Consider the following 22,957-nt stretch of genomic DNA (forward strand, 5'->3'; position numbering starts at 1 on the left):
TTATATTTTTTTCTTTTTTTTAATGCACTCTTTACAATTCATAAAATTTTTCTTCAATAAATTCACACTTTTTTGCTCAAAATTGTAGAAATATTTTTGTAAAAATTGTATAATGTAGGTTATACAAGGATTATTAAAGGAAAGTGAGGGTTCACTATGAAACAAAACAACATGTTAGCGATGATCCTGGCTGGCGGCCGTGGCAGTCGTCTCCATGAACTTACCAACAAAGTTGCCAAACCGGCAGTTTCATATGGCGGTAAATACCGCATCGTTGATTTCCCGTTAAGCAACTGCGCTAACAGCGGTGTCGACATCGTGGGTGTTCTTACCCAGTATGAATCTGTCCTTCTGAACAGTTATGTAGCAGCAGGCGGTCGTTGGGGGCTTGATGCAAGAGAGAGTGGCGTTTTTGTTCTCCCGCCTCGTGAAAAGGCCGACGCCGATCTGGATGTATACAGAGGTACTGCTGACGCAATTTCTCAGAATATCGATTTTATCGATAAATATTCACCGGAATATCTCTTAGTTCTCTCCGGTGACCATATCTACAAAATGAATTATGATAAGATGCTGGATTACCATAAAGAAATGAATGCCGATGCAACGATCGCAGTCATCGAAGTTCCGATGAAGGAAGCAAGCCGTTTCGGTATCATGAACACAGATGGCAACGGCCGCATCGTTGAATTTGAAGAGAAACCAGAACATCCAAAGAGCAATCTCGCATCTATGGGTATTTATATCTTTAATTGGAAGCTTCTCCGCAAGATCCTCCTTGCTGATATGAAGAATCCGGATTCCCATCATGACTTCGGTAAGGATATCATTCCATGTCTCCTTGACGATAACAAAACACTCGCTGCATACAAATTCAAAGGCTACTGGAAAGACGTAGGAACCATCGACTCCCTCTGGGAAGCAAACATGGATCTTATCGATTCCAGAAACGAACTGAACCTGAACGATCCGACATGGAAGATTTACACAGAGGACACTCCGGCTCTTCCTCAGTACATTGGACCAAATGCCAAGATCAACAAAGCATTCATCACACAGGGCTGTGTTGTAGAAGGCGAAGTAAGTCATTCCGTACTGTTTACCGGATGTACCGTTGGCGAAGGTGCAAAGGTTATTGACAGTGTGCTCATGCCAGGCGTAGAGGTAGCGGCCGGTGCCGTTGTACAGCGTGCACTTGTTGCTGACAATGTCAAAATCGGACAGGGTGCTGTTGTCGGTAGTGCTAACAGCGAAAACATCGAGCTTGTGTCCAAACGTGTAAAGGGGGTAGAATAACATGGCAAGAGCATTTGGAATTGTTACATCTTCCGGAACCCATATTAAGATAGAAGGAATGCAGCAGTATCGTCCGATCGGTGCTTTCTCCTTCCTTGGAAGATATCGTGTCATTGACTTTCCTATTTCAAATATGAGCAACAGCGGTATTGACCGCATTCAGGTATATGTAAGAAACAAACCGCGTTCACTGGCAGAGCATCTGGGAACCGGACGCCATTACAACATCAACTCCAAGCGCGGCAAACTTCAGCTCATGTTTGCCCAGAACAGTTCTGAGAATGATGTATATAATACAGATATCGCTGCTTTTGCAGAAAATCTTGAATTCATAGAGCGTATGCATGAGCCATATGTTATCATTGCACCTTCCTATATGGTATATGCACAGAATTACAGTGAACTTCTGCAGGCACATATCGATTCTGAAGCAGATATTACTCTTCTGTATCATTCCGTTGATAATGCAAGAGAAGCGTTCATTAACTGTGATGTTCTGAACCTGAACAAACAGAAAGGCGTCGAGTCCATCGAGAAGAACCGCGGAAGTGCTCAGAAACGTAATATCTTCATGGACACTTACATTATGAAGAAAGAGCTTCTTATTGAGCTGATCAAGAAAGCCAAAAAGATTTCTTCCATGTACACTCTTGCCCAGATTGTAAACACCTGTGCCGGAGAGCTTGATATCCGTGGTGTTGCCCACAGAGGTTACTTTGCTTCTATCACAGATTTCAACAGCTACTACAACGCAAACATCTCTCTGATTGACTTCAAGACAGCAGATGCCTTGTTCAATCCGGAATGGCCGATCTATACCAGAACGAACGACTCCTGCCCGACTCAGTACCTTGAGGGAGCAGATGTTAAGAATTCTGTTATCTCCAACGGATGTCTGATCGAGGGAACTGTAGAGAATTCTGTTATCGGACGTGGCTGCCAGATCAAACCAGGTGCCGTGGTTAAGAACAGTGTTGTACTTGCTCATACTGTTGTCGGCGAGAATGCACATCTCGAGAATCAGGTTATGGATAAATGGGCCAAGGTTATTCACGGCAATGAGATTATTGCTGAGGAGGGACACCCTGGATATATCCGCAGAGATGACGTTCTCTGATTTCAACAAGTCTTCATGATGAATAGATAAATACATAAAGCAACCCCGATGAATGATTTTCCTGACAGTTCAGGACATCCACTCATCGGGGTTTTATTTCACCCTGTATTCTTTTATAATATGACCGTGATCTTCAGACCTTTTCCATTTTTATTCTCTGCTGTGATCTTACCCTTATGTGCCTGCACGATTGCTTTTGCCACTGACAGTCCGATACCGGATCCTCCTGTGGCAGAATTTCTGGAACTGTCCAGTCTGTAAAATCTCTCAAACAGAACATCGAGTTTTCCTGTGGGCAGGTTTTCCGCATCATTATATACTTCCAGCAAAATCTTCTTGCCATTCTTCTTAAACTTTAATGTGATATTTCCATTTTCGGAAGAATATTTTATCGCATTATCCATCAGGATTCCCACCATCTGGCGAATAGAACGCTCGTCTCCGATATAGGAAAGATTTTCCTCTATATAGGATGTCAGATTTTTTTCACGGGTCTGTGCCAGTACTTCGTATGGCTGTACACAGTCTGACACTGCGTCTGAGATACAGAATTCACTTTTTTCTTCTATCCCTTTTTCTTCGTCCAGCCGGCTCAGGGTTACAAGCTGCTGCACCAGACCGGAGAGTCTCTGTATCTGTTTTCGGGTACTCCTGGTCCACTGTGATTCCCCGCTCTCCATCTCCAGGACTTCTGTGTTCGCATCAATGATGGTAAGCGGCGTTTTGAGTTCATGGCTGGCATCTGTGATAAATTGTTTCTGTTTCCGGATACTTTCTTCCACCGGTCGAAATACCATTCTGGAAAAAATCACTACAAGTACAAAAACGGCCGCAAGACCAAGAACGGATACCGCGATCGTCGTCACAAGTACTGCTCTGAAATTCGAGATCTCCCGGCGGCAGTCCAGAAAGACATATTTCTGTCCTTCTTCAGTCTGTATTACTCTGTAACGGTAAATCCCCTGAAATCCGGTTGTTTTGTTACTGGTCTGAATATTCTGCGTATATGTTTCTGCTGTTTCCTCATCTACAGCCGCGATCCGATCCAGATCATAGTCTGTTATCTCTCCATTTTCATTCACAGTCACCATGAAATATCGGGTTTCAAATGGAGTCTCTGCCGAAAAACGACTCTTGTTGTTTTTATCTCCCTGCGGTTTCTCAGGCGGAGTGTCTGTAGATTCTTCATCCCCTGAAAGGGTATTCACTTTTTTATCTGCCTCTACCGGGAGCGGTCCTTCCGGAAATTTCCCATCATTCTGTGCAAGAAGTTCTGTCATCTCATCTGCACATTTCAGCATCTCCCTGTAATTGCTGATATTGACGACTCCCATGATCGCAGCAAGTACCAGCATCGTTGACAGCATTGCCACCAGAATAAATTTTTTTCTTAAATCCCGTATCATGACTGTATCTCCAGATAATATCCCTGACCTCGCGCCGCTTTAATCTTCACATTTGCTCCGACAGCCGCCAGTCTTTTTCTGAGATAGGAAATATAAACCCATACCACGCCAACATCTGCGTCACTGTCATATCCCCAGATTTTTTCCATGAAACGGTCTGTCGAGATCACCTGGCTTGGATTTGCTGCCAGAAGTTCCATCACCTGAAACTCCTTGTTTGGCAGTCTGCATACATCGGTTGGAGATTTTAATTCAAAGGTAGTACAGTCCAGTGAAAGATTTCCTACCTTCAGCGTGGAGCTGACAGCTTCCGTTCGTCTTCTTGTCACGGAGCGTATTCTTGCAAGAAGTTCTTTCGCCGCAAAGGGCTTACTGAGATAATCATCTGCACCACTGTCCAGCCCGAGAACACGGTCATCCACCTCGGATTTCGCGGTAAGAATCAGTACCGGTATGTCATTACCCTGTGCACGAATATTTTTTAATACCGTAATGCCGTCCATCTTCGGCATCATGATATCCAGGATCGCACCATCGTAATTATCAGCTTCCAGATAATTCAATGCATCCTCTCCATTATAAACCGCATCTACAGAATAGTTGTTGTGCTTCAGGATTGCCACCAGTGCATCAGAAAGGTCTCTCTCATCTTCTGCAAGTAAAAGTCTCATACGCTCCTCCTTTATTGTCACTATTTATAATCCGTCATTTCATTCCGAAACAGACATTCTCGCTGTCCCAAAATATACCTACCTTTATAATATTCCCTATGCAAGTGCTTCCGGCTTCTCTGTTTCATAGTCAGACCACTGCGTTGTGGAAGAAGCACCGGAAAGATCCGCTGTATCGGAATACGAAGCTACAGTTACAGTATAACTGCTTTCGCCTTCTACGTAAACCGTTCCATCGGTTCCTTTTACCGTAACCGCATTTCCATCTTCATCTGTGATTGTTCCGTTGCTGGAAAGACTGGTCAGCGTACTGTCACCTGTCACGGTCCAGGTACATCCTTCACCAATGTAGAGATTGCAGTATCCATCTCCTCCTTCACCCGCATTGCTCTCATCATCTGTCACTGCTCCGGTAAGTGTACTTCCGTCTGTCATATAAAAATCAAGCTGACTGATGCTGTCCCAGACTACATCTCCCTGCATTTCCTGATTCTCGGCTGTAAACAGACACTCTGCACCGTTGGCTCCGCTTTCTCCCCATCCTCTCTGGTTGCTGTTTCCTGTACATTTCAGGAAAAACTCGCTGTCATCGGCATAGGTGATGTCCACATCAGAGAGAGTGATCGTTGACTCTGTATTGGTTGTATAAAACATTCCACCATTTCCTGCTGTCAGGGAACCGCCGTTCATTTCAAAGGTGCTGTTGCCAACCTCGGAGTCTCCTGACATGCTCTGATAAAGAATCACATTCCAGGTACAGTCGTTCTGCTCGCTGTCACTCATATTTCCGGTCAGGTCTGAATCAAACAGATGAATCGAATTCAGACCTTCAATGCAGATTGCTTCAGATCCATTCGCGGTAAGAGCTGCATTATTTACGGAAATATCTGCTGTACTGTAAATTGCCGGGGAACCAACTCCATTGGATGTATAAGTTCCTCCATCCACTACCATGGTTCCGCCTCCACGGTCACTTCGGATCGCCGCTGAGGATTCTCCATTCGTTTCCACTGTCATGTCCCAGGCATAGAGCTTACCGCCGCCTGCTGCATGAATACCTCCTGACGTATCCTGTTTCGTTGTGATCGTATCATTTGCCGTATAAACGATTCCATCACCGTAGGCAAATAATCCTGCTGCTCCCTTCGAATCCGTATCAATCGTGGAATTGCTTACATATGCTTCGCCGTCTGTTGTAAGGACTGCTGCTCCAACTCCGTAGAAGCTGGAGTTATCACCACCCTGACTGTCCGAGGATTCTCTTGTGATCGTTGAATTCTTTATAGAAACCTTTGCTCCCTCTGAGATATGTGCCACATTCTCGTCAGTTCCCGTAGAACTCAATGTCTCTCCATCTACTGTTGTGTCCTCTGTATAGTCGTTTGCAGCGTCATAGCTTTCTACTCCCTGTGACTGTCCGCCAGGTGTACCTCCCGGGCCACCCTGTCCGTCACCCTGCGGTGGTTCGCCATCCGGCTTTTCTCCTAACGGTGGTTCACTGTTGTCTCCATCCGGTTTTTCCGGTGGCTCACCGTCCGGCTTTTCTCCCTGGGTTCCTGCCTTATCATCTAAAGCTTTGCTATCCGAATCGTCCGATGAACTGTCCTTCGTTGATTCTGCTGCTATCTCCGCTGAGCTTCCTGCTGCATAGACACTTGCAGTTGACATACTCAAAACCAGACCTGACATTACTGCCACATATTTTTTCTTCATAAAAAAATTCCACCTTTCTTAGTAACCATATATCTTTTGAAATACTTTGTTTTCGTTTCGATATACATACTATAAAGGTGGAACTTTAATTCTACTTTAAAGAAGCTGTGAAGATTCTGTGTTGCTGTTACCTTTTATCTGTAGTACTGATTTCCATTCACTGCTGCCACAATGCACTCGATTCCTTCAAGGATCAGATAGGCACCCACAAGTACTCCCATGGAAAAAATCGTGATCATTGGCCGGAATACCAGCAGGAATCCTACGATCAATCCGAGAATATTCAAAATCATCGAAATATAATAGTAGGTTGTTCCAAAATGCATTCTCATATACTGAAGATGGGAAAGTCTGGAGACACAGTGTGCAATAATCCAGATTGGAAGAATCATTGCGATCGCCCAGGTTCCTGCACCTGGATGAACGATCAGCATAAAACCTGCCATCACACTCAAAATTCCTGTTATCAGAGAAAGGATGGGACCGAATCCGGTAAAGCGTTCCATTCTGACATACAGAATAATATCTGCAATTCCTGTGAGTATCGCAAGAACTCCACATACGATTACGATCCAGGTAATGATTCCTACGGGCTGTCTCACAATAAAAAGTCCAAAGATAATCAGAATGATTCCTATGATCAGTTCTGTCCATCCGATATCAGACTGTCTTCTCATAGTGCTCATCCTCCTTTGCTTCAATCTTCTCTTCGTTTCCTTTGAGGATTGCCATAAACTCATCTCCTGTGATTGTCTCTTTTTCATAGAGATAATTTGACAGTTCATCAAGTTTCTGGCGATTATCCATAAGGATTTTCTTTGCTTTCTCGTGTTCTCTCTTGACCAGTTCAACTACCTGACGGTCAATTTCATTCTGTGTATCTGCGGAGCAGGCCAGAGATGCATCGCCTCCAAGGTACTGGTTCGTCACGGTTTCCATGGCTACCATATCAAAATCGTCGCTCATACCATATCGGGTGATCATAGAACGTGCAATCTTGGTCGCCTGTTCAATATCATTGGAAGCGCCGGTTGTCACTTCTCCAAAAACAACTTCTTCTGCGGCACGTCCGCCGGTAAAGGTTGCGATCTTGTTTTCCAGTTCTTTTTTGGTCAGAAGATATTTATCTCCCTGTTCTACTTGCATGGTATAACCAAGTGCTCCGGAGGTTCTCGGAATGATCGTGATCTTCTGCACTGGTGCGGAATGTGTCTGCATGGCCGCCACAAGTGCATGACCAATCTCATGATAAGCTACGACTTTCTTTTCCTGATCGGAAAGTACTGCATTTTTCTTCTGATATCCTGCGATAACGACTTCTATGCTTTCTTCCAGATCTGCTTCTGTTACAACTTCACGATTGTCTCTGACTGCACGCAGTGCTGCCTCATTTACGATGTTGGCAAGCTCTGCTCCGGAAGCTCCGGAAGCCATTCTTGCAATCGTGTGAAAATCAACATCATCTGAGAGCTGGACTTTCTTTGCATGTACCTTGAGAATTGCCTCACGGCCTTCGAGATCCGGAAGTTCGACTGGGACTCTTCGGTCAAAACGTCCCGGACGGGTCAGGGCGGGATCAAGGGATTCCGGGCGGTTGGTTGCCGCCAGAATGATCACTCCATTGTTTCCCTCAAAGCCATCCATCTCTGTAAGAAGCTGGTTCAGTGTCTGTTCTCGTTCATCATTGCCGCCTGCCATCTGTCCGTCTCGTTTCTTACCGATGGCATCGATCTCATCAATAAATACGATGCATGGTGCTTTTTCTTTTGCCTGTTTAAAAAGATCGCGGACTTTGGATGCGCCCATACCGACAAACATTTCCACGAATTCGGAGCCTGACATGGAGAAAAATGGAACATTGGACTCTCCGGCTACTGCTTTTGCCAGCATGGTTTTTCCGGTACCTGGAGGGCCTACAAGCAAAACTCCTTTTGGCATGGAAGCACCGACTCTGGTGTATTTTTCCGGGTTATGGAGATAATCTACGATTTCCTGGAGGTTTTCTTTTGCTTCTTCTTCACCGGCAACATCACTGAAGCGAATGCCCTCTGTTGATGGTACGTAAACTTTAGCGTTGCTCTTTCCCATACCGAAGGCCATGGAGTTTTTGCCGCCCATCTGGTTCATCAGTTTTCTGCTCAGATACTGGCCGAGTGCGATAAAGATCACCAGGGGCAGAATTCCTGTCAGCAGGAAGCTGGCTATCGGTGACAGCTGTTGATCGATTTCTTTGGAGAATTTTGCTCCTGCTTTGTAAAGGCGTTCTGTCAGTGTAGGATCTTCCATCACGCCTGTTTTATAAATGGTGTCTGAATCATCTTTGTCTGTAAAAAGGATCTGATTGTCCTCAATCTGAACGTCTTCGATTTTTTTCTGTTCGATCTTAGTCATAAAGGTTCCATAGTCTACTTCTCTGACCATGCTTTTTGCGAACATCGGTGTGATGACTACGTTAAAGATGACCAATATCAGAAGTACGATCCCATAATAGTAAAGCAATGGCTTTTTGGGTGATTTTACTTCTTTCATTCGTGTCTCCTCCGTTTCTTATTTTTACTATGTATTATAGTACTATAAGAAACGCTTTAACATAGACAAAATCGAGAATGTGGGGAAAAGAAATGAAGTGGGTTGTGGGGATGGATTACGGCAGAGGACTTCCCGTGTAGGGACGTAGAATACCGCTGCGTCTGCTGCTTGATGCATGCGTCTGTTATCCGCCAGTCGCCCTGACTCGCTGGCGCTCAGACAGAGGGCTTGATGGCGGAAATTAGCCTGCATCGCGCTACGCAGGCCTCGCGAGTATTCCTGTCCTTACACGGGAATCCTTCTGCCTGTAAACCGACCCCAAATGCACCGAGGGAAGGAGTAACTAAAGTGGCTGTCCAGTAACTGTTCACAGGTAATATCCCGCGAGGTGTTTTGCCATGAATATGGCAAAATTCCGAGACATACGGGGCAATGCCATCAACGAAGTGATGCCTTGACAGCTGCTTTTGGAAATGATAGTGGGTCAAAAGAGAGCGTAAATTAGCCTCTTATGTTTCACGATGCACAGACAGAGTAAACCCCATATCCAGAGTGAAATACTCGCGAGTACTGCGTTATGAGATGCATGCGCAGCGGTATTTCTTATTCTGGATATGGGGCTTACTCTGTCGTATACATTAAAACACTTAAAAAATCAAAAATCAGAACTTACGGAAACGTGCATACCTGCGCTCCAGGAGTTCCTCCTCAGATAAAGCAGTGTACTTCTGCAGAAACTCTCCGATCCTGTCATTCAGTCTTTCTGTCACCTGCCACAGGCTTTCAGAAGTCAGATTTTCCGGTTCCGGGATCACCTGCTCAATGATGCCCTTCTCATAGAGATCCGCGGCCGTCAGCTGCATAACCCCTGCAGCCTCCTTCGCCCTTGCACTGTCCTTCCAGAGAATACTTGCAAAACCTTCCGGCGAAAGAATCGAATACACAGAATTTTCCAGCATCCATACCTGGTCACCTGCTGCAAGTGCAAGCGCACCGCCACTTCCGCCTTCCCCTGTCACAACAGACAGCACCGGCGTCTTAAGACCTGCAAGCTCCCAGAGATTACGGGCGATCGCCTCACCCTGTCCCCGTTCCTCTGCCTCGATACCGCAGAATGCTCCCGGAGTATCAACAAAACAAAGAACCGGTCGATGGAACTTCTCCGCCTGCTTCATCAGACGAAGTGCCTTACGATAGCCCTCCGGCATCGGCATACCGAAATTATGCGCGATATTTTCTTTTGTGTTAGTTCCTTTTTCCTGCACGATCACAGTGACAGGTCTGCCGTGGAATTTTGCGATTCCACCAACAATGGCCTTGTCATCACCGTAGTTGCGGTCTCCATGGAATTCGATAAAATCTGTAAAAAGTGCTTCTATATAATCACTGCCGGATGGACGGTCCACCTTACGTGAAATCTGGACACGATCCCAGGCAGTGAGATAAGGATTGATGCCAACAGGTGATCCTGTATCTCCCTTATCACTTCCATCTGTCTTCTCGGCCTGACCCTCGGCAGCTGCATTTGCATGAAGCTCCAGAATCTTTCCAAGCGTCTCCTTCAGATTCTCACGTCTTACAATATCATCTACAAAACCATGCTCCACAAGAAACTCCGCTCTCTGAAATCCCTTCGGAAGCTTCTGACGGATCGTCTGCTCGATCACACGAGGTCCGGCAAAACCAATCAACGCTCCCGGTTCTGCCAGGATAATATCTCCCAGCATTGCAAAGCTTGCCGTCACACCACCGGTCGTCGGTTCTGTCAGGACAGATACATACAGAAGTCCGGCTTTACTGTGACGCTCCAGTGCCGCAGAAGTCTTTGCCATCTGCATCAGAGATGTGATTCCCTCCTGCATTCTGGCACCTCCCGAACAGGCAAAGATAATAACCGGGAGTTTTTCCTCAGTAGCACGCTCCACCGCTCTGGTAATCTTTTCACCGACAGCCCAGCCCATACTCGCCATCAGAAATCTTCCGTCGCAGACCGCGATCACGGTATCTCTGCCGCCTATCTTGCCTTTTCCTGTAACTACAGCTTCTCTGAGTCCGGTTTTCTCCTGAAGTGCCTGCACCTTTTCCGGATAACCTTTGTAATCAACAGGATTTCCACCGACCAGATCGTGATCCCACTCTTCAAACGTTCCCTCATCAATTACCATCTGGATTCTGCGGTATGCATGCACACGGAAATATCCTCCGCACTTCGGACAGATATAGTATCCTTTTTTTACATCCTCTGTGATAATAGCTGCTCCACATTTGTTGCATTTACGCAGAAGCCCTTCCGGTACCTCCGGTCTGGGGGCACGGGCCGCATTATGGCTCTGTATTCTGGAAATAATCCTTGTCTTTTTGAACATGTTATCCAACTTCATGATCACTAACTCCTGTTAATACCAAAACTTTACTTGTCTGCTTCCATTCTTTCGATGAACTCTACATCTGTATTGCCAGACTGAAAATCCGGGTGATCCAGAATCTCATACTGATAATCCACATTCGTGTCGATGCCCTCAATGATCACCTCTCCAAGTGCGCTCTGCATCTTTCGGATAGCTTCCGTACGATTCTTTGCCCACACAATCACTTTTGCGATCATGGAATCATAATATGGTGGAATCGTATATCCACTGTACACCGCGGAATCAATACGAATTCCCTTACCACCCGGAAAATACATATCTGTGATCGTTCCCGGTGACGGACGGAAGCCCCTGGATGGGTTTTCTGCATTGATCCTGCACTCAATCGCATGACCTGTCAGATGAATATCCTCCTGACGGCAGGAAAGCGGAAGCCCTGATGCAATACGGATCTGCTCCTTGACAAGATCCACACCTGTCACCCACTCTGTGACCGGATGCTCTACCTGGATTCTGGTGTTCATTTCCATGAAATAAAATCTGCCGTCTTTATCAAGAAGAAACTCTATCGTTCCCGCATTTTCGTATCTGGCAGCCTTCGCTGCTTTTACAGCAGCCTCGCCCATCTTTGTACGAAGTTCATCCGAGATTACCTCACATGGAGATTCCTCGATCATCTTCTGATGATTTCGCTGGATAGAGCAGTCACGCTCGCCGAGATGAATGACATTTCCAAATTTGTCCGCCATGATCTGAAACTCAATATGTCTCGGATGACGCACAAAATGTTCCACATACATTGTAGAATCTCCAAACGCCATCTGCGTTTCCTTCTGTGCAGTACGGAAGCTTTCTTCAAAATCCTCCGGCGTATCTGCAACACGCATTCCTTTGCCGCCACCGCCAAGAGCCGCTTTGATAATGACCGGATAACCGATCGTTTCCGCTTCCTTCATTCCTTCTTCTACTGTATAGATCGGATTTTTTCCACCAGGAATGATCGGGACACCGGCATTTGCCATCGTATTTTTGGCTGCCTGCTTATTTCCAAGACTTGCAATTACGCTGGACGGTGGTCCGATAAAAGTAATATTACACTGTTCACAAAGCTCGGCAAAACGACTGTTCTCCGAAAGAAAACCAAATCCCGGATGAATTGCATCGGCTCCTGTAACAATTGTCGCACTGATGATATTTTCCATGCTGAGATAGCTCTGGGATGACGGTGCCGGTCCAATACAGACTGCCTCATCCGCAAGCTGTGTATGAAGTGCATCTTTGTCTGCCTCCGAATAAACAGCCACTGTCTCTATTCCCATTTCTCTGCATGCACGGATGATCCGCACCGCAATCTCCCCTCTGTTCGCAATCAGCACTTTTTTTATCATAGTGTTTCACCTATCCAATCATAAAAGTCAGTTCTGCATCAACCACAACTTTACCATCAACACTTGCAACTGCATGACCAACCCCTACAGGTCCTTTACATTTGATGATCGTTGTCTCCAGACGAAGCTTATCTCCCGGAACAACCTTTCCACGGAATCTGCAGTTTTTGATTCCTCCAAAATATGCAATCTTGCCTTTGTTCTCCTCCAGGCTTAAGATTGCCACTGCACCTGTCTGTGCAAGTGCTTCCACCATCAGGACACCCGGCATCACCGGCTCCTGCGGGAAATGTCCCTTAAAAAAATCCTCACGGAAAGTTACGCATTTATATCCAACCGCAAATTTCCCCGGCTCGTAATCCTCAATATAATCCACAAGAAGAAACGGATGTCTGTGAGGAAGAATCTGCTCAATTTCTTTTACACCTAATCTGTTCATGGCATATACTCCCATTTATACAATCCGGAACAATGGCTGTCCGTACTCTACAGCCTGTCCGTTTTCTACATAAACTTCTGCAACCTTACCATCAAAGTCACTTTCAATCTCGTTCATCAGCTTCATTGCTTCCACAATGGCAAGTGTCTGACCTTTCTTTACCAGGTCGCCGACCGAAACAAACGGAGCGGCATCCTCGGCAGGTGCTGCATAAAAAGTTCCGACAAGAGGAGATTTTACGATCATCCCCTCCGGTTCTCTGTCTGCATCAGCCACAGTTTCGCTGTTCTGGATCGCAGCCTGTGCTGCTGCAAGGGGTGCGATCGGAACATCAGCAGAAGCTCCCGCAACCACTACTGTCTCTTTTTTCTTTTTCAGTCGGATTCGAGTGCCATTTTCTTCATAATCAAAATCCGTCAGTTCAGAATCTGACACTGTTTTTATCAATGTAAGAAGATTTTCAAATTCCATAATTATCAACCCTCATATTTCTTTACAAGAAGTGTTGCGTTATGTCCGCCAAATCCAAGAGAATTACTCATTGCATAGTGAATCTCTTTTTCTACCGGAGCTCCGATCGCATAATTCAGATCACACTCTTCATCTGCCTGCGTTGTTCCGACTGTCTGATGGATAAATCCCTCTTCCAGAGATTTTACACAGGTAACAAATTCCACGCCGCCGGCTGCACCAAGAAGATGGCCGATCATGGATTTGGTTGAGTTTACGACAAGATCCTTTGCTGCATCTCCAAAAGCCTTATGGATCGCTCTTGTCTCAAACAGATCATTGTGATGCGTACTTGTTCCATGTGCATTGATGTATTCCACCTCTGACGGCTGAACACCCGCTTCTTCCATTGCAAGTTCCATCGCTCTGGCCGCACCAGCTCCATCCTCTGCAGGAGAAGTGATATGGAATGCATCGGCTGTTGCACCATAGCCAACCAGTTCCGTATAGATTCTTGCTCCTCTCGCCTTTGCATGCTCCAGTTCCTCGAGAACTACGATTCCGGCACCCTCACCAAGCACGAAGCCACTTCTGTCTTTGTCAAAAGGAATGGATGCCCTGGAAGCATCTTCTGTTTTGGTCAGTGCTGTAAGTGCTGTAAAACCAGCCACTCCTGTCGGACAGATACAGCTCTCGGTTCCTCCTGCCAGCATCACCTCTGCATCACCATACTGAATTGCACGGAATGCATCACCAATGCTGTGCGTTCCGGATGCACAGGCAGTCACAACATCCGTACATTTGCCGCGCAGTCCAAGCTGAATAGAAATATTTCCGGCGGCCATATTGGAGATCATCAGAGGCACCATCAGCGGGTTTACCTTACCTGGTCCTTTTGTGAGGATTTTTTCATAATTGCTCTCTACCTGCGGAAGGCTTCCGATGCCGGATCCTACAATAACACCCACGCGGAAAGAATCCTCTTTTTCCATATCAAGCCTCGCGTCCTCAAAAGCTTCTTTTGCTGCCGCTACCGCATACTGACAGAACGAATCCATACGTCTTGCAGCTCTCGGATCCATACGGTCCTTCGCATTAAAATCCTTTACTTCTGCCGCGATCTTTACTTTATAATCTGTAGTATCAAACTTTGTGATCGGTCCGATGCCAACCTTGCCTTCACGGATTCCAGCCCAGAAATCCTCTACAGTATTTCCAATAGGGGTAACTGCCCCAAGTCCGGTGACAACTACTCTTCTTTTACTCATATGACCATTCCTCCGTCAACCTGAATCACCTGTCCGGTAATGTATGCAGCATCATCAGATGCCAGAAAAGCTACTGTTTTTGCAATATCCTCCGGTTTGCCGAAATGTCCCAGCGGGATCTGTGCGGCAGATGCTTTTTTTACTTCCTCGGATAACACTGCTGTCATCTCTGTCTCAATAAATCCCGGTGCAACTGCATTGACCGTAATTCCACGGGATGCCAGCTCTCTCGCTGCACTCTTTGTCATTCCTATGATCCCGGCTTTGGACGCTGCATAATTTGCCTGTCCTGCGTTTCCGGCAATTCCTACCACAGATGCCATGCTGATAATGTGACCACTTCGCTGGCGGAGCATCTGTCTGGAAACAAAACGCATCATATTGAAGCTTCCCTTGAGATTGACATCGATCACTTTGTCAAAATCTTCCTCTGACATTCCCATCAGAAGCCCATCCTTTGTAATTCCGGCATTATTCACCAGAATATCAATACTTCCATAAGTTTTTACGATGTCTTTAACCGCGCTTTCACAGGCTTTGTAATCCGCAACATTCCACTGCATGATCATTGCCTCGCCGCCTTTTTGCTCAATCTCTTTCTGTACTTCTTTTGCCCGTTCCTCAGAACCATTATAATTAATCACAACTGCTGCGCCTCTAAAAGCAAGTTCCAGGGCAATGGCTCTTCCGATTCCTCTGGAAGCACCTGTCACAACAGCCACTTTCTTCTTATTCTGCTCTGCCACTTATTTCTCTCCTCTCGGCATCTGCTGCGACCAGATGATTTCTCGTCACTGTGAACAGTTACGATTTCCCATCCAATCTTTTTTATTTCAGTTCCTCACATACCTGAACAGCCTCTTTCCAGCTTCCGATATGATAAGATTTGACATTTTTATCTATTTTTCGAAGAAATCCTGTCAGCGTTTTGCCAGGTCCGATTTCTATAAAGGTATCCACACCTTCACGGATCATGGTCTCCACGCTCTGCTGCCAGCGGACAGATCCACTGACCTGAGCAACAAGAAGTTCTTCTATTTTACTGCAGTCGGTAATAACCTCTGCATTGATGTTCGCCACATATGGCAGTTTCAGCGGATTCATGCTGACTCCTGCAAAAACCTTCGCCAGTTCTTCCCCCGCCGGTCTCATCATCGGTGAATGAAATGGTCCGCTTACCTTAAGCGGAAGCACCCTTCTCGCACCGGCTTCTTTCAGAGCCTCTCCTGCCTTTGCCACTGCTTCTGCCTGTCCCGTGATCACGATCTGACCCGGACAGTTATAGTTGGCAATGGAAACTCCCTCTCTGCCGTCTAAGACCTCTTCGATCACTGACGCATCAAGTCCCAGCACCGCAGACATTGCACCCGTTCCTTCCGGTGCTGCATGTTCCATAAAAATTCCTCTGGAACGTACCGTACGGACTGCATCCATGTCGCACATACCGCCTGCTGCCGCGATCGCACAGTACTCACCAAGACTCAGACCTGCCGTCATATCTGCATGGAGTCCCATAGCTTCCACAGCTCTTGTCATGGCAATACAGGCTGTTACCATCGCCACCTGTGTATATTCTGTCTTATTCAGAAGATCGTTTTCCTCAAAACAGAGTTTCTTAAGATCAAGGCTGACAGCCTCTGACGCCTGGTCAAATACAACTTTGGACAATGGACTGTTTTCATAAAAATCCTGTCCCATTCCAACTGCCTGTGCACCCTGTCCGGGATAAATAAAAGCAATCTTACTCATCTGCACTTACCCCGTTCATCAGTCTGGATGCCCCACAGACAACAGATTTAATAATGTCCTCACAGGAACGTTCCTCTTTGATCATGCCCGCGATCTGTCCGGCCATCAGACTTCCGCTCTTTACGTCACCTTCCTGCACTGCTCTTCTGAGACTTCCCAGAGTCATTTTTTCCAGTTCCTCAAATGGTGCCCCTTCTTTTTCCAGTTCCAGATATTTACGCGCCATATCATTGCGAAGAACACGGATCGGATGACCGGTGCTTCTTCCTGTCACACGGCTGTCGATGTCTTTTGCCTTAAAAATACTGTTTTTATAATTCTCATGGATCACAGATTCTTTGGATGCCGCAAAAACAGTTCCCATCTGAATACCCTTTGCGCCAAGCATAAACGCTGCTGCCATTCCTCTGCCGTCCGCAATACCACCGGCTGCGATCACCGGGATGTTCACTGCATCAACTACCTGCGGAACCAGAACCATTGTGGTAAGCTCTCCAATATGTCCGCCTGCCTCTGTTCCCTCTGCAACCACTGCATCTGCACCGCAGCGTTCCATACGCTTCGCAAGTGCCACAGACGCAACAACAGGAATAACCTTAACTCCGGCTGCTTTCCAGTCAGCCATATATTTCTCCGGGCTTCCGGCTCCTGTGGTCACAACTTTGACGCCCTCTTCCACGATCACCTTTGCAACCTTCTCTGACTCCGGATTCATCAGCATAATGTTGACGCCAAATGGTTTATCCGTCAGCTTCTTTGTCTCCCGGATCTGCTCTCTCACCCACTCTGCCGGCGCTCCGCCTGCTGCGATCAGACCAAGACCTCCTGCATTGGATACAGCTGCTGCCAGATGACATTCAGCAACCCATGCCATACCGCCCTGGATCACCGGATACTCAATTCCTAATAATTCTGTGATCTCTGTTTTCATAAAATTACATCCTCTCGATCGTCATAGGTTTATGATCATGCCTGATGCTCTGTCAGGTAGTTCATTGCATCTCCTACGGTTGTGATCTGTGTAAGATCTTCACTCGGGATCTCTACAGAAAATTCTTCCTCAAGTGCCATTGCCAGTTCAAAAAGATCCAGAGAATCTGCATGAAGATCATCCATAAAAGAAGTCTCTGCTGTGATCTCTGCTGCGTTTGCTCCTAAAGTGTCTGCTGTAAGTTCAATGATTTTTTCTAACATTTTTGTTTTCTCCTGTTCTCTTTATTATTTAAATTTATAGTTTAAGTTCCAGGCTTCTTTTGTCAAAGTCTGTTCCTTTTTTACTGTATTATTTTGTTTTGCTACCAGACTTCCATTCCAGGATACTGGCTCCCCAGGAAAGCCCTGCTCCGAATCCCGCCAGAACCAGCTTCTGTCCTTCTCTGAGAACCCCCTTACGGTTCAGCTCATTCAAAAGAATCGGAATACTGGCGGAAGATGTGTTTCCATATTCCTGAAGATTCATCGGAAACTTCTCGATATCAAGATGAAGCCGCCTTGCAACCGAATCCACAATTCTCGCATTCGCCTGATGAAGAACAAACCAGTCTATATCCTCTGCGGAAAGTTCATTTTCATCAAGAACCTCCTGTATCACCTGCGGAACCTTGCGGACTGCAAACTGAAAAACATCCTTGCCATTCATGGTAATATATTCTGTTTTTGTCTCGCTGCTGTCTCCGTCAATACTGCGGATTCTGGTAACAGCTCCCGGTCCGGTAAGTGCCGGGCCACCTTTGCCGTCCGAATGTGCTGCCGGCCGATAATTTCTTCCCTGCTCTGCCCTGAGAAGAACCGCTCCGGCCCCATCTCCAAACAGAATGCAGGTTCCACGGTCCGTCCAGTCCACCAGCCGGGAAAGACTCTCACTGCCTATAACCAGGATCGTCCGATATATTCCGGCTGAGATATAAGCCTGGGCTGTATTATAAGCAAAAAGAAATCCACTGCATGCTGCGTTGAGATCAAATCCAACTGCCCCGACTGCACCAAGCGCCTCCTGTACCTGACAGGCTGTACATGGAAAAACCCGGTCAGCCGAACCGGTTGCCACCAGGATCATCTCCACCTCTTCCGGTAAGACTCCTGCCTCCTCAAGCGCCTGACGACCGGCCTCACTCGCCATGGAAACTGTCGTTTCACTTTCTACGATACGCCGCCGCTTCACACCTGTCCGTTCCCGGATCCATTCATCACTGGTATCTACGAAACCGGCAATTTCATTATTATCCAGAACCCTCTTCGGAACACAGGCTCCCGTTCCCCGGATAATACCGGTTATGGTCTGTTCTTTATTCATAATAACTGTTTCCTCATATTCCTGTTTTGTTTTGAGTTTAGAATATTTTGATTATCAAAGTATATATCCAAAAAAAACAATTGTCAAGAGAAAAAAACACCAAACCTGTTTTCCCTCTCAATCAATGTTACCTGTGAACAGTTGCACGTCAATTACTGCCCTTAATCAGACATTGTTCAGCTTTTCCTCAATTCTCTCAGGAACCCTGATCAGGCCAAACTTCCAGAAAATACTATATATATAAGATATTCCAAAAATCTGCCCGATCGCCTTCGGTCCCTTATATTCCGGAAATCTCAGCTCTCTCCCATCCTTCATTTTTATCGCCCCGAGCACTTTATGAAATGCCAGAAATATAGAACTTTTTGTCAACGTTTTACTACTTTCCTTACGAGATACCAGAAGCTCACCACTGTAGTCACCATTCTTTTTCTTTTTGACCGTATAAGAAAAAGGAAGACCAGAAGAAGTATAAAAAACGCAATCCTGATATGCCACAAAACAATCCCACAATAATTCCTCAAGATTATCCGACTGCTGTGCAATCCCCTGATGCAGCTCTGCTATTACTCTTTCCTGTTCATACTGAGTTTCCAGCATAATGAACCTCTCCCCTGGTCTTAGTCTTGTTTCAACTCACAGTCGGTAATTTCACAGAGTCTGACATGTCAGCAACATGCTGACTGTGATTTGCCTCATGTCAGTGGGGGATACCGAGTTCTCTCCGCCCGCCACTGCCGTTCATTTTCTTGTTTGCAATTCGTCTCACCACCTATAGAGGTGGGAGAATCCTTGTTATATCTTGTTGAATGTTACCCGTGAATAGTCACTTTGAATGTTTCTGTAAAGCAAATAATAGGTCATCAGTTGTAATATACCACTTCTTCTTTAATTTATATCCACAGGGAGCATAATGTTCTGTCGCATTCACATATACTGCTTATAAACTCAACTTGTCTCGGTATTTTGGCAAAAAACATGCCAAAACGCCTCGCGGGATACTACCTTTTGAATAGTTACAACTTTTCTTATATATTCTGTCATAATACAGACTTATTTGACGAACGCTTTTCCTTGGAATCATGCACTCAATATGTTACCCTGTAATTATCAGCACTTCCAAAATCATTTCTCACGACATCTTATAGTCTCTGTCATTTCCCCTTTTATACCACAAAAGAGAACCATACTTTGACCATAGAAAGGACCATCTTTTTGACAAATTCTAACAATACGATCTTTGACGATGTCTTCCGTACCATGCTTACAAAAATCCCCGAGCTCATCATCCCTCTGGTCAATGAGGTATTTGACACCTCATATCCCCCGGACATCTCCATCACACGCTATCAAAACGAACTCTACGATCACCATCAGAAAAAAATCACAGATTCACACTTCGGCATCGCACACATACATTACCATGCAGAATGCCAGAGTACCGGTGATCCTACCATGCATATCCGAATGCTTGAATACGACACCGCTATCGGGCTGGAATATATCTCTTGCATAAATGGAGAATTTCACATTTCTCTTCCCCAGTCTTTCGTTCTTTATCTGTCCAGCACTTCCAGGACAGTACTCCCTTCGATAAACCTTCATTTCACAAACAACTGCAGCATTCTCTATCATCCCAAACCCGTTTACCTCCCAGACTATTCCCTGAAAAAAATCTTCCGGAAAGACTTGATTTTTCTCCTTCCATTTTATATCATTAGATATAGAAACAAGAACAGTTCGGACTGTATTGTGCAGGACTCTGACGATTTCCGACAGCTTATGGATGAATATCAGTCCATCAAGCAATATCTCACAGAGAAACTGTATAATGAAAAAAAGAAAATCTCTACCTGACAATTATTGAACTAAGCAACAAGATCATTGACTACATATTCGCCGACAATCTGCCGGCGAGGAAAGGATTAGGTGACATTATGGGCGGACAGGTTCTGGAACTGGCTACCGATCGATTGGTTGAAGAAAGCATTCAAAAGGGTATTCAGCAAGGTATTGAAAAAGGCATGCAACAGGGCATGCAGCAAGGCATTGAAAAAGGCATGCAACAGGGCATTGTTCAAGGTGCTGCTCTGGAACGTGAAGCCAGCATTCGCACACTGATACACTTCTCACACAAAAACAACATCCCCAGGGATAACCTTATCCATCAGCTGATTACGGAATATCACTTATCCGATGATGAAGTACAGCAGCTTATTGCAAGATACTGGGAGTAAGAAGAAATTAAACGACTCGACCCACTTGAAATCAGGTAATTTCGGATTTCAGGTGGGTCAATTTTACTTGACAATCAACACCATATTCATGCAAAACACCTCGCGGAATATTACCTGTGAACGGTTACGTAAACTTCAGGGAACCCAAATTACATCCGCCACTTCTTCCGGTATTCCCGGGGGCTGCTGCCCTCCACCTTCCGGAACATCCGACTCAAATAATTTGCATCTCCCATCCCCACAGCATTTCCAATCTCATCAACCGTCATATCTGTAAAACGAAGCAACTGCTTGGATCTGGTAATTCTCTTTGAAATCAGATAATTATTGATCGTTACACCATAAGTTTCCTTAAAAATCCTGGTCATATAAAACTTGTTGATAAAAAAACGCTCCGACAAATCATCCAGCACAATTTTTTCCATATAATGCTCATCCAGATAACTTTTTACCTCCAGCAATTCTACCCGTTTCCTGTTCACCGTCATACTCTCCGGATGCCAGGACTGTTCCATAAGCAACGTAAGTAAAACTGACAGCTTCTCATTAATACGCATATCACGTATATAGTCAGAAGAAGCTGACAGATCATAAAGTTCCGACAAAAGATCTGTAAACAATCTTATATCATCCGGATGAAACACCGGTCTGCCACCCCTCGCCCTGTATTTCTCATACACGGCAGGCAGACACGGAGCATAAAAATGGCACCACTGAAGAGCCCAGAGATTCTCTTTGTAATCATCATCCTCTGCACAATTATATCCCGTACTGTGGCTATATTCCTTACGACAGTCAATAAACACACCGTCACCAGCTGTCAGCTGATACGTTTTTCCCTCATACTTCAGTTCCCCACTTCCACTCAGCACAACAAAACATAAAAACGAAACCAGATTCTCTCTTCTGGAAGTATGCGAACGAAGAGCTTTCAGCGAACCAACCTCCTGCAGATGAAGCAACGATGTCCGGGCAAAAGTTGACGGAGTGTAAATAATTCTGGAAGAACTCACAGAAGAAGATTGCGGGTTGAATAGCTCTTGTTCCATATATTATAAGTCTGAGAACAAATCAGCCTTGTACACGCCATTCTCCAGCATCTTCTTAAAACTGTCCCTTACTGCTTCAACATCCTCATGGTAGGTCATACCATACCAGGTGTCATTGGTCTTCAGAACTTTCACAGACATCTTTCCTTTATTAAGTAACTCACCGATGAAAATCGGGATCAGATATTCCGCTTTCAAAGGATTTTCCGGTACCTCTTTCTCAAAGAATTCGTTGAAACCTTCTTCCAGCACATCCAGGAATTCCGGAGTCAATCCCCACATATTCATAGAAACCAGAGAATCGACATTCACATCCACACCGTCCGTTTCTGCGCCATGTTCAGTTTTTACAATATTCCTGGTCTCCACAACCTCTGTCAGGTTATTCTCCTCATCCATCTTGCAGATACCGCGGGTCACACCACCATTATCGGACAGAGTGTTCTTCAGTACAAAACCTGCCATGCAGGACTTGCCACCATTCACCAGATACTCATGGACAGCCTTGAAGCCTTCCTTACCATAGTAATCATCTGCATTGATCACAATAAACGGCGTATTGATAACCTTCTTTGCTGCAAGCACAGCCTGACCGGTTCCCCACGGCTTTGTACGTCCTTCCGGCAGAGTGCCCGGAATATCGTTGATATCCTGGAAGGCATAGTCTACAGTTACATCATGAGCAGAGCAAATGGCGGTAATACGATCACCGATCACCTCTTTGAATTCCTTCTCGATATCCTTACGGATAATAAATACCACATGGTTAAAACCTGCCTCAATTGCATCATGAATTGAGTAATCCATGATGATGTGATTCGAAGCATCCACCTCTTTCAGCCAGGGATATTCTTTCCTATAGCTGGCTGGTGTATTCCTTAACATCTTCTTTTCTTTTTTATAATGTCTATCTTATCTGCAAGCATACAGTTATAGATAAATCGACTGCAGCCGATTGTTTTTTCTATCTGCACACGTTGTTC

Annotated in this window: 23 protein-coding genes; 3 read left to right on the forward strand and 20 right to left on the reverse strand. The window is 45.5% G+C overall.

Annotation, left to right across the window (positions count from 1 at the left end):
* Nucleotides 1-156: 156 nt before the first annotated feature.
* Complete coding sequence (locus GT674_RS10825) at nt 157-1,296, forward strand: glucose-1-phosphate adenylyltransferase (RefSeq protein ID WP_161285702.1); 1,140 nt, start codon at nt 157-159, stop codon at nt 1,294-1,296.
* A gap of 1 nt (nt 1,297) precedes the next feature.
* Nucleotides 1,298-2,413 (forward strand): glucose-1-phosphate adenylyltransferase subunit GlgD, encoded by a 1,116-nt coding sequence (glgD, locus tag GT674_RS10830; protein WP_161285703.1) that lies wholly within the window; start codon nt 1,298-1,300, stop codon nt 2,411-2,413.
* Between the two features lie 113 nt (nt 2,414-2,526).
* Here the strand turns inward: glgD and GT674_RS10835 are convergent, their stop codons facing one another.
* The 17 genes from GT674_RS10835 to GT674_RS10915 all read right to left on the reverse strand — a co-directional run bounded on the left by GT674_RS10835 (nt 2,527) and on the right by GT674_RS10915 (nt 20,323).
* Nucleotides 2,527-3,819 carry a sensor histidine kinase gene (locus tag GT674_RS10835; protein ID WP_161285704.1) on the reverse strand — a complete coding sequence of 431 codons (1,293 nt, stop codon included), beginning with the start codon at nt 3,817-3,819 and terminating at the stop codon, nt 2,527-2,529.
* Nucleotides 3,816-4,490, reverse strand: coding sequence for a response regulator transcription factor (locus GT674_RS10840; protein ID WP_161285705.1), 675 nt, complete (start codon nt 4,488-4,490; stop codon nt 3,816-3,818). Before GT674_RS10840 ends, GT674_RS10835 begins: the two co-directional genes overlap by 4 nt.
* A gap of 96 nt (nt 4,491-4,586) precedes the next feature.
* Nucleotides 4,587-6,203 (reverse strand): hypothetical protein, encoded by a 1,617-nt coding sequence (locus GT674_RS10845; RefSeq protein ID WP_161285706.1) that lies wholly within the window; start codon nt 6,201-6,203, stop codon nt 4,587-4,589.
* A gap of 134 nt (nt 6,204-6,337) precedes the next feature.
* Complete coding sequence (locus GT674_RS10850) at nt 6,338-6,880, reverse strand: HdeD family acid-resistance protein (RefSeq protein ID WP_161285707.1); 543 nt, start codon at nt 6,878-6,880, stop codon at nt 6,338-6,340.
* Nucleotides 6,864-8,732, reverse strand: a complete 1,869-nt coding sequence (gene ftsH / locus GT674_RS10855) for an ATP-dependent zinc metalloprotease FtsH (protein WP_161285708.1) — start codon at nt 8,730-8,732, stop codon at nt 6,864-6,866. Before ftsH ends, GT674_RS10850 begins: the two co-directional genes overlap by 17 nt.
* A gap of 662 nt (nt 8,733-9,394) precedes the next feature.
* Nucleotides 9,395-11,113 (reverse strand): acetyl-CoA carboxylase carboxyltransferase subunit alpha, encoded by a 1,719-nt coding sequence (locus tag GT674_RS10860; protein ID WP_161285709.1) that lies wholly within the window; start codon nt 11,111-11,113, stop codon nt 9,395-9,397.
* Nucleotides 11,114-11,142: 29 nt separating this feature from the next.
* Complete coding sequence (locus GT674_RS10865) at nt 11,143-12,489, reverse strand: acetyl-CoA carboxylase biotin carboxylase subunit (protein WP_161285710.1); 1,347 nt, start codon at nt 12,487-12,489, stop codon at nt 11,143-11,145.
* Nucleotides 12,490-12,499: 10 nt separating this feature from the next.
* Nucleotides 12,500-12,928: a 3-hydroxyacyl-ACP dehydratase FabZ gene (gene fabZ, locus GT674_RS10870; RefSeq protein ID WP_161285711.1), complete on the reverse strand. Its 429-nt coding sequence runs from the start codon at nt 12,926-12,928 to the stop codon at nt 12,500-12,502.
* Nucleotides 12,929-12,943: 15 nt separating this feature from the next.
* Nucleotides 12,944-13,399, reverse strand: coding sequence for an acetyl-CoA carboxylase biotin carboxyl carrier protein (gene accB / locus GT674_RS10875; protein ID WP_161285712.1), 456 nt, complete (start codon nt 13,397-13,399; stop codon nt 12,944-12,946).
* Between the two features lie 5 nt (nt 13,400-13,404).
* Complete coding sequence (fabF, locus tag GT674_RS10880; protein WP_161285713.1) at nt 13,405-14,646, reverse strand: beta-ketoacyl-ACP synthase II; 1,242 nt, start codon at nt 14,644-14,646, stop codon at nt 13,405-13,407.
* Nucleotides 14,643-15,392 carry a 3-oxoacyl-[acyl-carrier-protein] reductase gene (fabG, locus tag GT674_RS10885; RefSeq protein ID WP_161285714.1) on the reverse strand — a complete coding sequence of 250 codons (750 nt, stop codon included), beginning with the start codon at nt 15,390-15,392 and terminating at the stop codon, nt 14,643-14,645. The genes fabF and fabG overlap by 4 nt, the downstream gene beginning before the upstream one ends.
* An 82-nt stretch (nt 15,393-15,474) precedes the next feature.
* The gene (gene fabD / locus GT674_RS10890) at nt 15,475-16,395 is read right to left on the reverse strand and encodes an ACP S-malonyltransferase (protein ID WP_161285715.1); all 921 of its coding nucleotides are present in this window, start codon (nt 16,393-16,395) and stop codon (nt 15,475-15,477) included.
* Nucleotides 16,388-17,326 carry an enoyl-[acyl-carrier-protein] reductase FabK gene (gene fabK, locus GT674_RS10895; RefSeq protein WP_161285716.1) on the reverse strand — a complete coding sequence of 313 codons (939 nt, stop codon included), beginning with the start codon at nt 17,324-17,326 and terminating at the stop codon, nt 16,388-16,390. The genes fabD and fabK overlap by 8 nt, the downstream gene beginning before the upstream one ends.
* 35 nt (nt 17,327-17,361) lie before the next feature.
* A complete protein-coding gene (acpP, locus tag GT674_RS10900; RefSeq protein WP_161285717.1) occupies nt 17,362-17,589 on the reverse strand; it encodes an acyl carrier protein in 228 nt (75 codons plus the stop codon).
* Nucleotides 17,590-17,677: 88 nt separating this feature from the next.
* Entirely contained in the window at nt 17,678-18,688 is a 1,011-nt protein-coding gene (locus GT674_RS10905) for a beta-ketoacyl-ACP synthase III (RefSeq protein ID WP_192926016.1), read from the reverse strand.
* Between the two features lie 165 nt (nt 18,689-18,853).
* A complete protein-coding gene (locus GT674_RS10910; RefSeq protein ID WP_161285718.1) occupies nt 18,854-19,288 on the reverse strand; it encodes a hypothetical protein in 435 nt (144 codons plus the stop codon).
* Between the two features lie 792 nt (nt 19,289-20,080).
* Nucleotides 20,081-20,323 (reverse strand): hypothetical protein, encoded by a 243-nt coding sequence (locus GT674_RS10915; protein ID WP_161285719.1) that lies wholly within the window; start codon nt 20,321-20,323, stop codon nt 20,081-20,083.
* A gap of 302 nt (nt 20,324-20,625) precedes the next feature.
* Here GT674_RS10915 and GT674_RS10920 point away from each other — a divergent pair, with 302 nt between their 5' ends.
* The gene (locus GT674_RS10920; protein WP_161285720.1) at nt 20,626-20,925 is read left to right on the forward strand and encodes a hypothetical protein; all 300 of its coding nucleotides are present in this window, start codon (nt 20,626-20,628) and stop codon (nt 20,923-20,925) included.
* A gap of 149 nt (nt 20,926-21,074) precedes the next feature.
* On the opposite strand, the gene GT674_RS10925 is transcribed toward GT674_RS10920, so the two are convergent.
* Genes GT674_RS10925 through GT674_RS18255 form a run of 3 tightly spaced genes read right to left on the reverse strand, consistent with a single transcriptional unit; the run spans nt 21,075 to nt 22,948 of the window.
* Nucleotides 21,075-21,938, reverse strand: a complete 864-nt coding sequence (locus tag GT674_RS10925; RefSeq protein WP_302024882.1) for an AraC family transcriptional regulator — start codon at nt 21,936-21,938, stop codon at nt 21,075-21,077.
* Between the two features lie 39 nt (nt 21,939-21,977).
* Nucleotides 21,978-22,859: a sugar phosphate nucleotidyltransferase gene (locus GT674_RS10930; RefSeq protein ID WP_192926017.1), complete on the reverse strand. Its 882-nt coding sequence runs from the start codon at nt 22,857-22,859 to the stop codon at nt 21,978-21,980.
* Nucleotides 22,853-22,948, reverse strand: a complete 96-nt coding sequence (locus tag GT674_RS18255) for a helix-turn-helix domain-containing protein (protein ID WP_302024883.1) — start codon at nt 22,946-22,948, stop codon at nt 22,853-22,855. The genes GT674_RS10930 and GT674_RS18255 overlap by 7 nt, the downstream gene beginning before the upstream one ends.
* Between the last annotated feature and the right edge of the window lie 9 nt (nt 22,949-22,957).

The organism is Blautia sp. BIOML-A1 (genome assembly GCF_009883055.1).
In the GTDB taxonomy this organism is placed as follows: domain Bacteria; phylum Bacillota; class Clostridia; order Lachnospirales; family Lachnospiraceae; genus Blautia_A.

Bases quoted from the DNA above. Each gene is read 5' to 3' on its own strand.
- GT674_RS10910 (WP_161285718.1), bottom strand. From the start codon at position 19,288: ATGCTGGAAACTCAGTATGAACAGGAAAGAGTAATAGCAGAGCTGCAT.
- glgD (WP_161285703.1), top strand. From the start codon at position 1,298: ATGGCAAGAGCATTTGGAATTGTTACATCTTCCGGAACCCATATTAAG.
- GT674_RS10840 (WP_161285705.1), bottom strand. From the start codon at position 4,490: ATGAGACTTTTACTTGCAGAAGATGAGAGAGACCTTTCTGATGCACTG.
- fabF (WP_161285713.1), bottom strand. From the start codon at position 14,646: ATGAGTAAAAGAAGAGTAGTTGTCACCGGACTTGGGGCAGTTACCCCT.
- GT674_RS10835 (WP_161285704.1), bottom strand. From the start codon at position 3,819: ATGATACGGGATTTAAGAAAAAAATTTATTCTGGTGGCAATGCTGTCA.
- GT674_RS10920 (WP_161285720.1), top strand. From the start codon at position 20,626: ATGGGCGGACAGGTTCTGGAACTGGCTACCGATCGATTGGTTGAAGAA.
- ftsH (WP_161285708.1), bottom strand. From the start codon at position 8,732: ATGAAAGAAGTAAAATCACCCAAAAAGCCATTGCTTTACTATTATGGG.
- GT674_RS10905 (WP_192926016.1), bottom strand. From the start codon at position 18,688: ATGAATAAAGAACAGACCATAACCGGTATTATCCGGGGAACGGGAGCC.
- acpP (WP_161285717.1), bottom strand. From the start codon at position 17,589: ATGTTAGAAAAAATCATTGAACTTACAGCAGACACTTTAGGAGCAAAC.
- fabD (WP_161285715.1), bottom strand. From the start codon at position 16,395: ATGAGTAAGATTGCTTTTATTTATCCCGGACAGGGTGCACAGGCAGTT.
- GT674_RS10850 (WP_161285707.1), bottom strand. From the start codon at position 6,880: ATGAGAAGACAGTCTGATATCGGATGGACAGAACTGATCATAGGAATC.
- fabK (WP_161285716.1), bottom strand. From the start codon at position 17,326: ATGAAAACAGAGATCACAGAATTATTAGGAATTGAGTATCCGGTGATC.
- fabZ (WP_161285711.1), bottom strand. From the start codon at position 12,928: ATGAACAGATTAGGTGTAAAAGAAATTGAGCAGATTCTTCCTCACAGA.
- GT674_RS10865 (WP_161285710.1), bottom strand. From the start codon at position 12,489: ATGATAAAAAAAGTGCTGATTGCGAACAGAGGGGAGATTGCGGTGCGG.
- GT674_RS10860 (WP_161285709.1), bottom strand. From the start codon at position 11,113: ATGAAGTTGGATAACATGTTCAAAAAGACAAGGATTATTTCCAGAATA.
- GT674_RS10915 (WP_161285719.1), bottom strand. From the start codon at position 20,323: ATGATAGAGAATGCTGCAGTTGTTTGTGAAATGAAGGTTTATCGAAGG.
- GT674_RS10825 (WP_161285702.1), top strand. From the start codon at position 157: ATGAAACAAAACAACATGTTAGCGATGATCCTGGCTGGCGGCCGTGGC.
- GT674_RS10930 (WP_192926017.1), bottom strand. From the start codon at position 22,859: ATGTTAAGGAATACACCAGCCAGCTATAGGAAAGAATATCCCTGGCTG.
- accB (WP_161285712.1), bottom strand. From the start codon at position 13,399: ATGGAATTTGAAAATCTTCTTACATTGATAAAAACAGTGTCAGATTCT.
- GT674_RS10845 (WP_161285706.1), bottom strand. From the start codon at position 6,203: ATGAAGAAAAAATATGTGGCAGTAATGTCAGGTCTGGTTTTGAGTATG.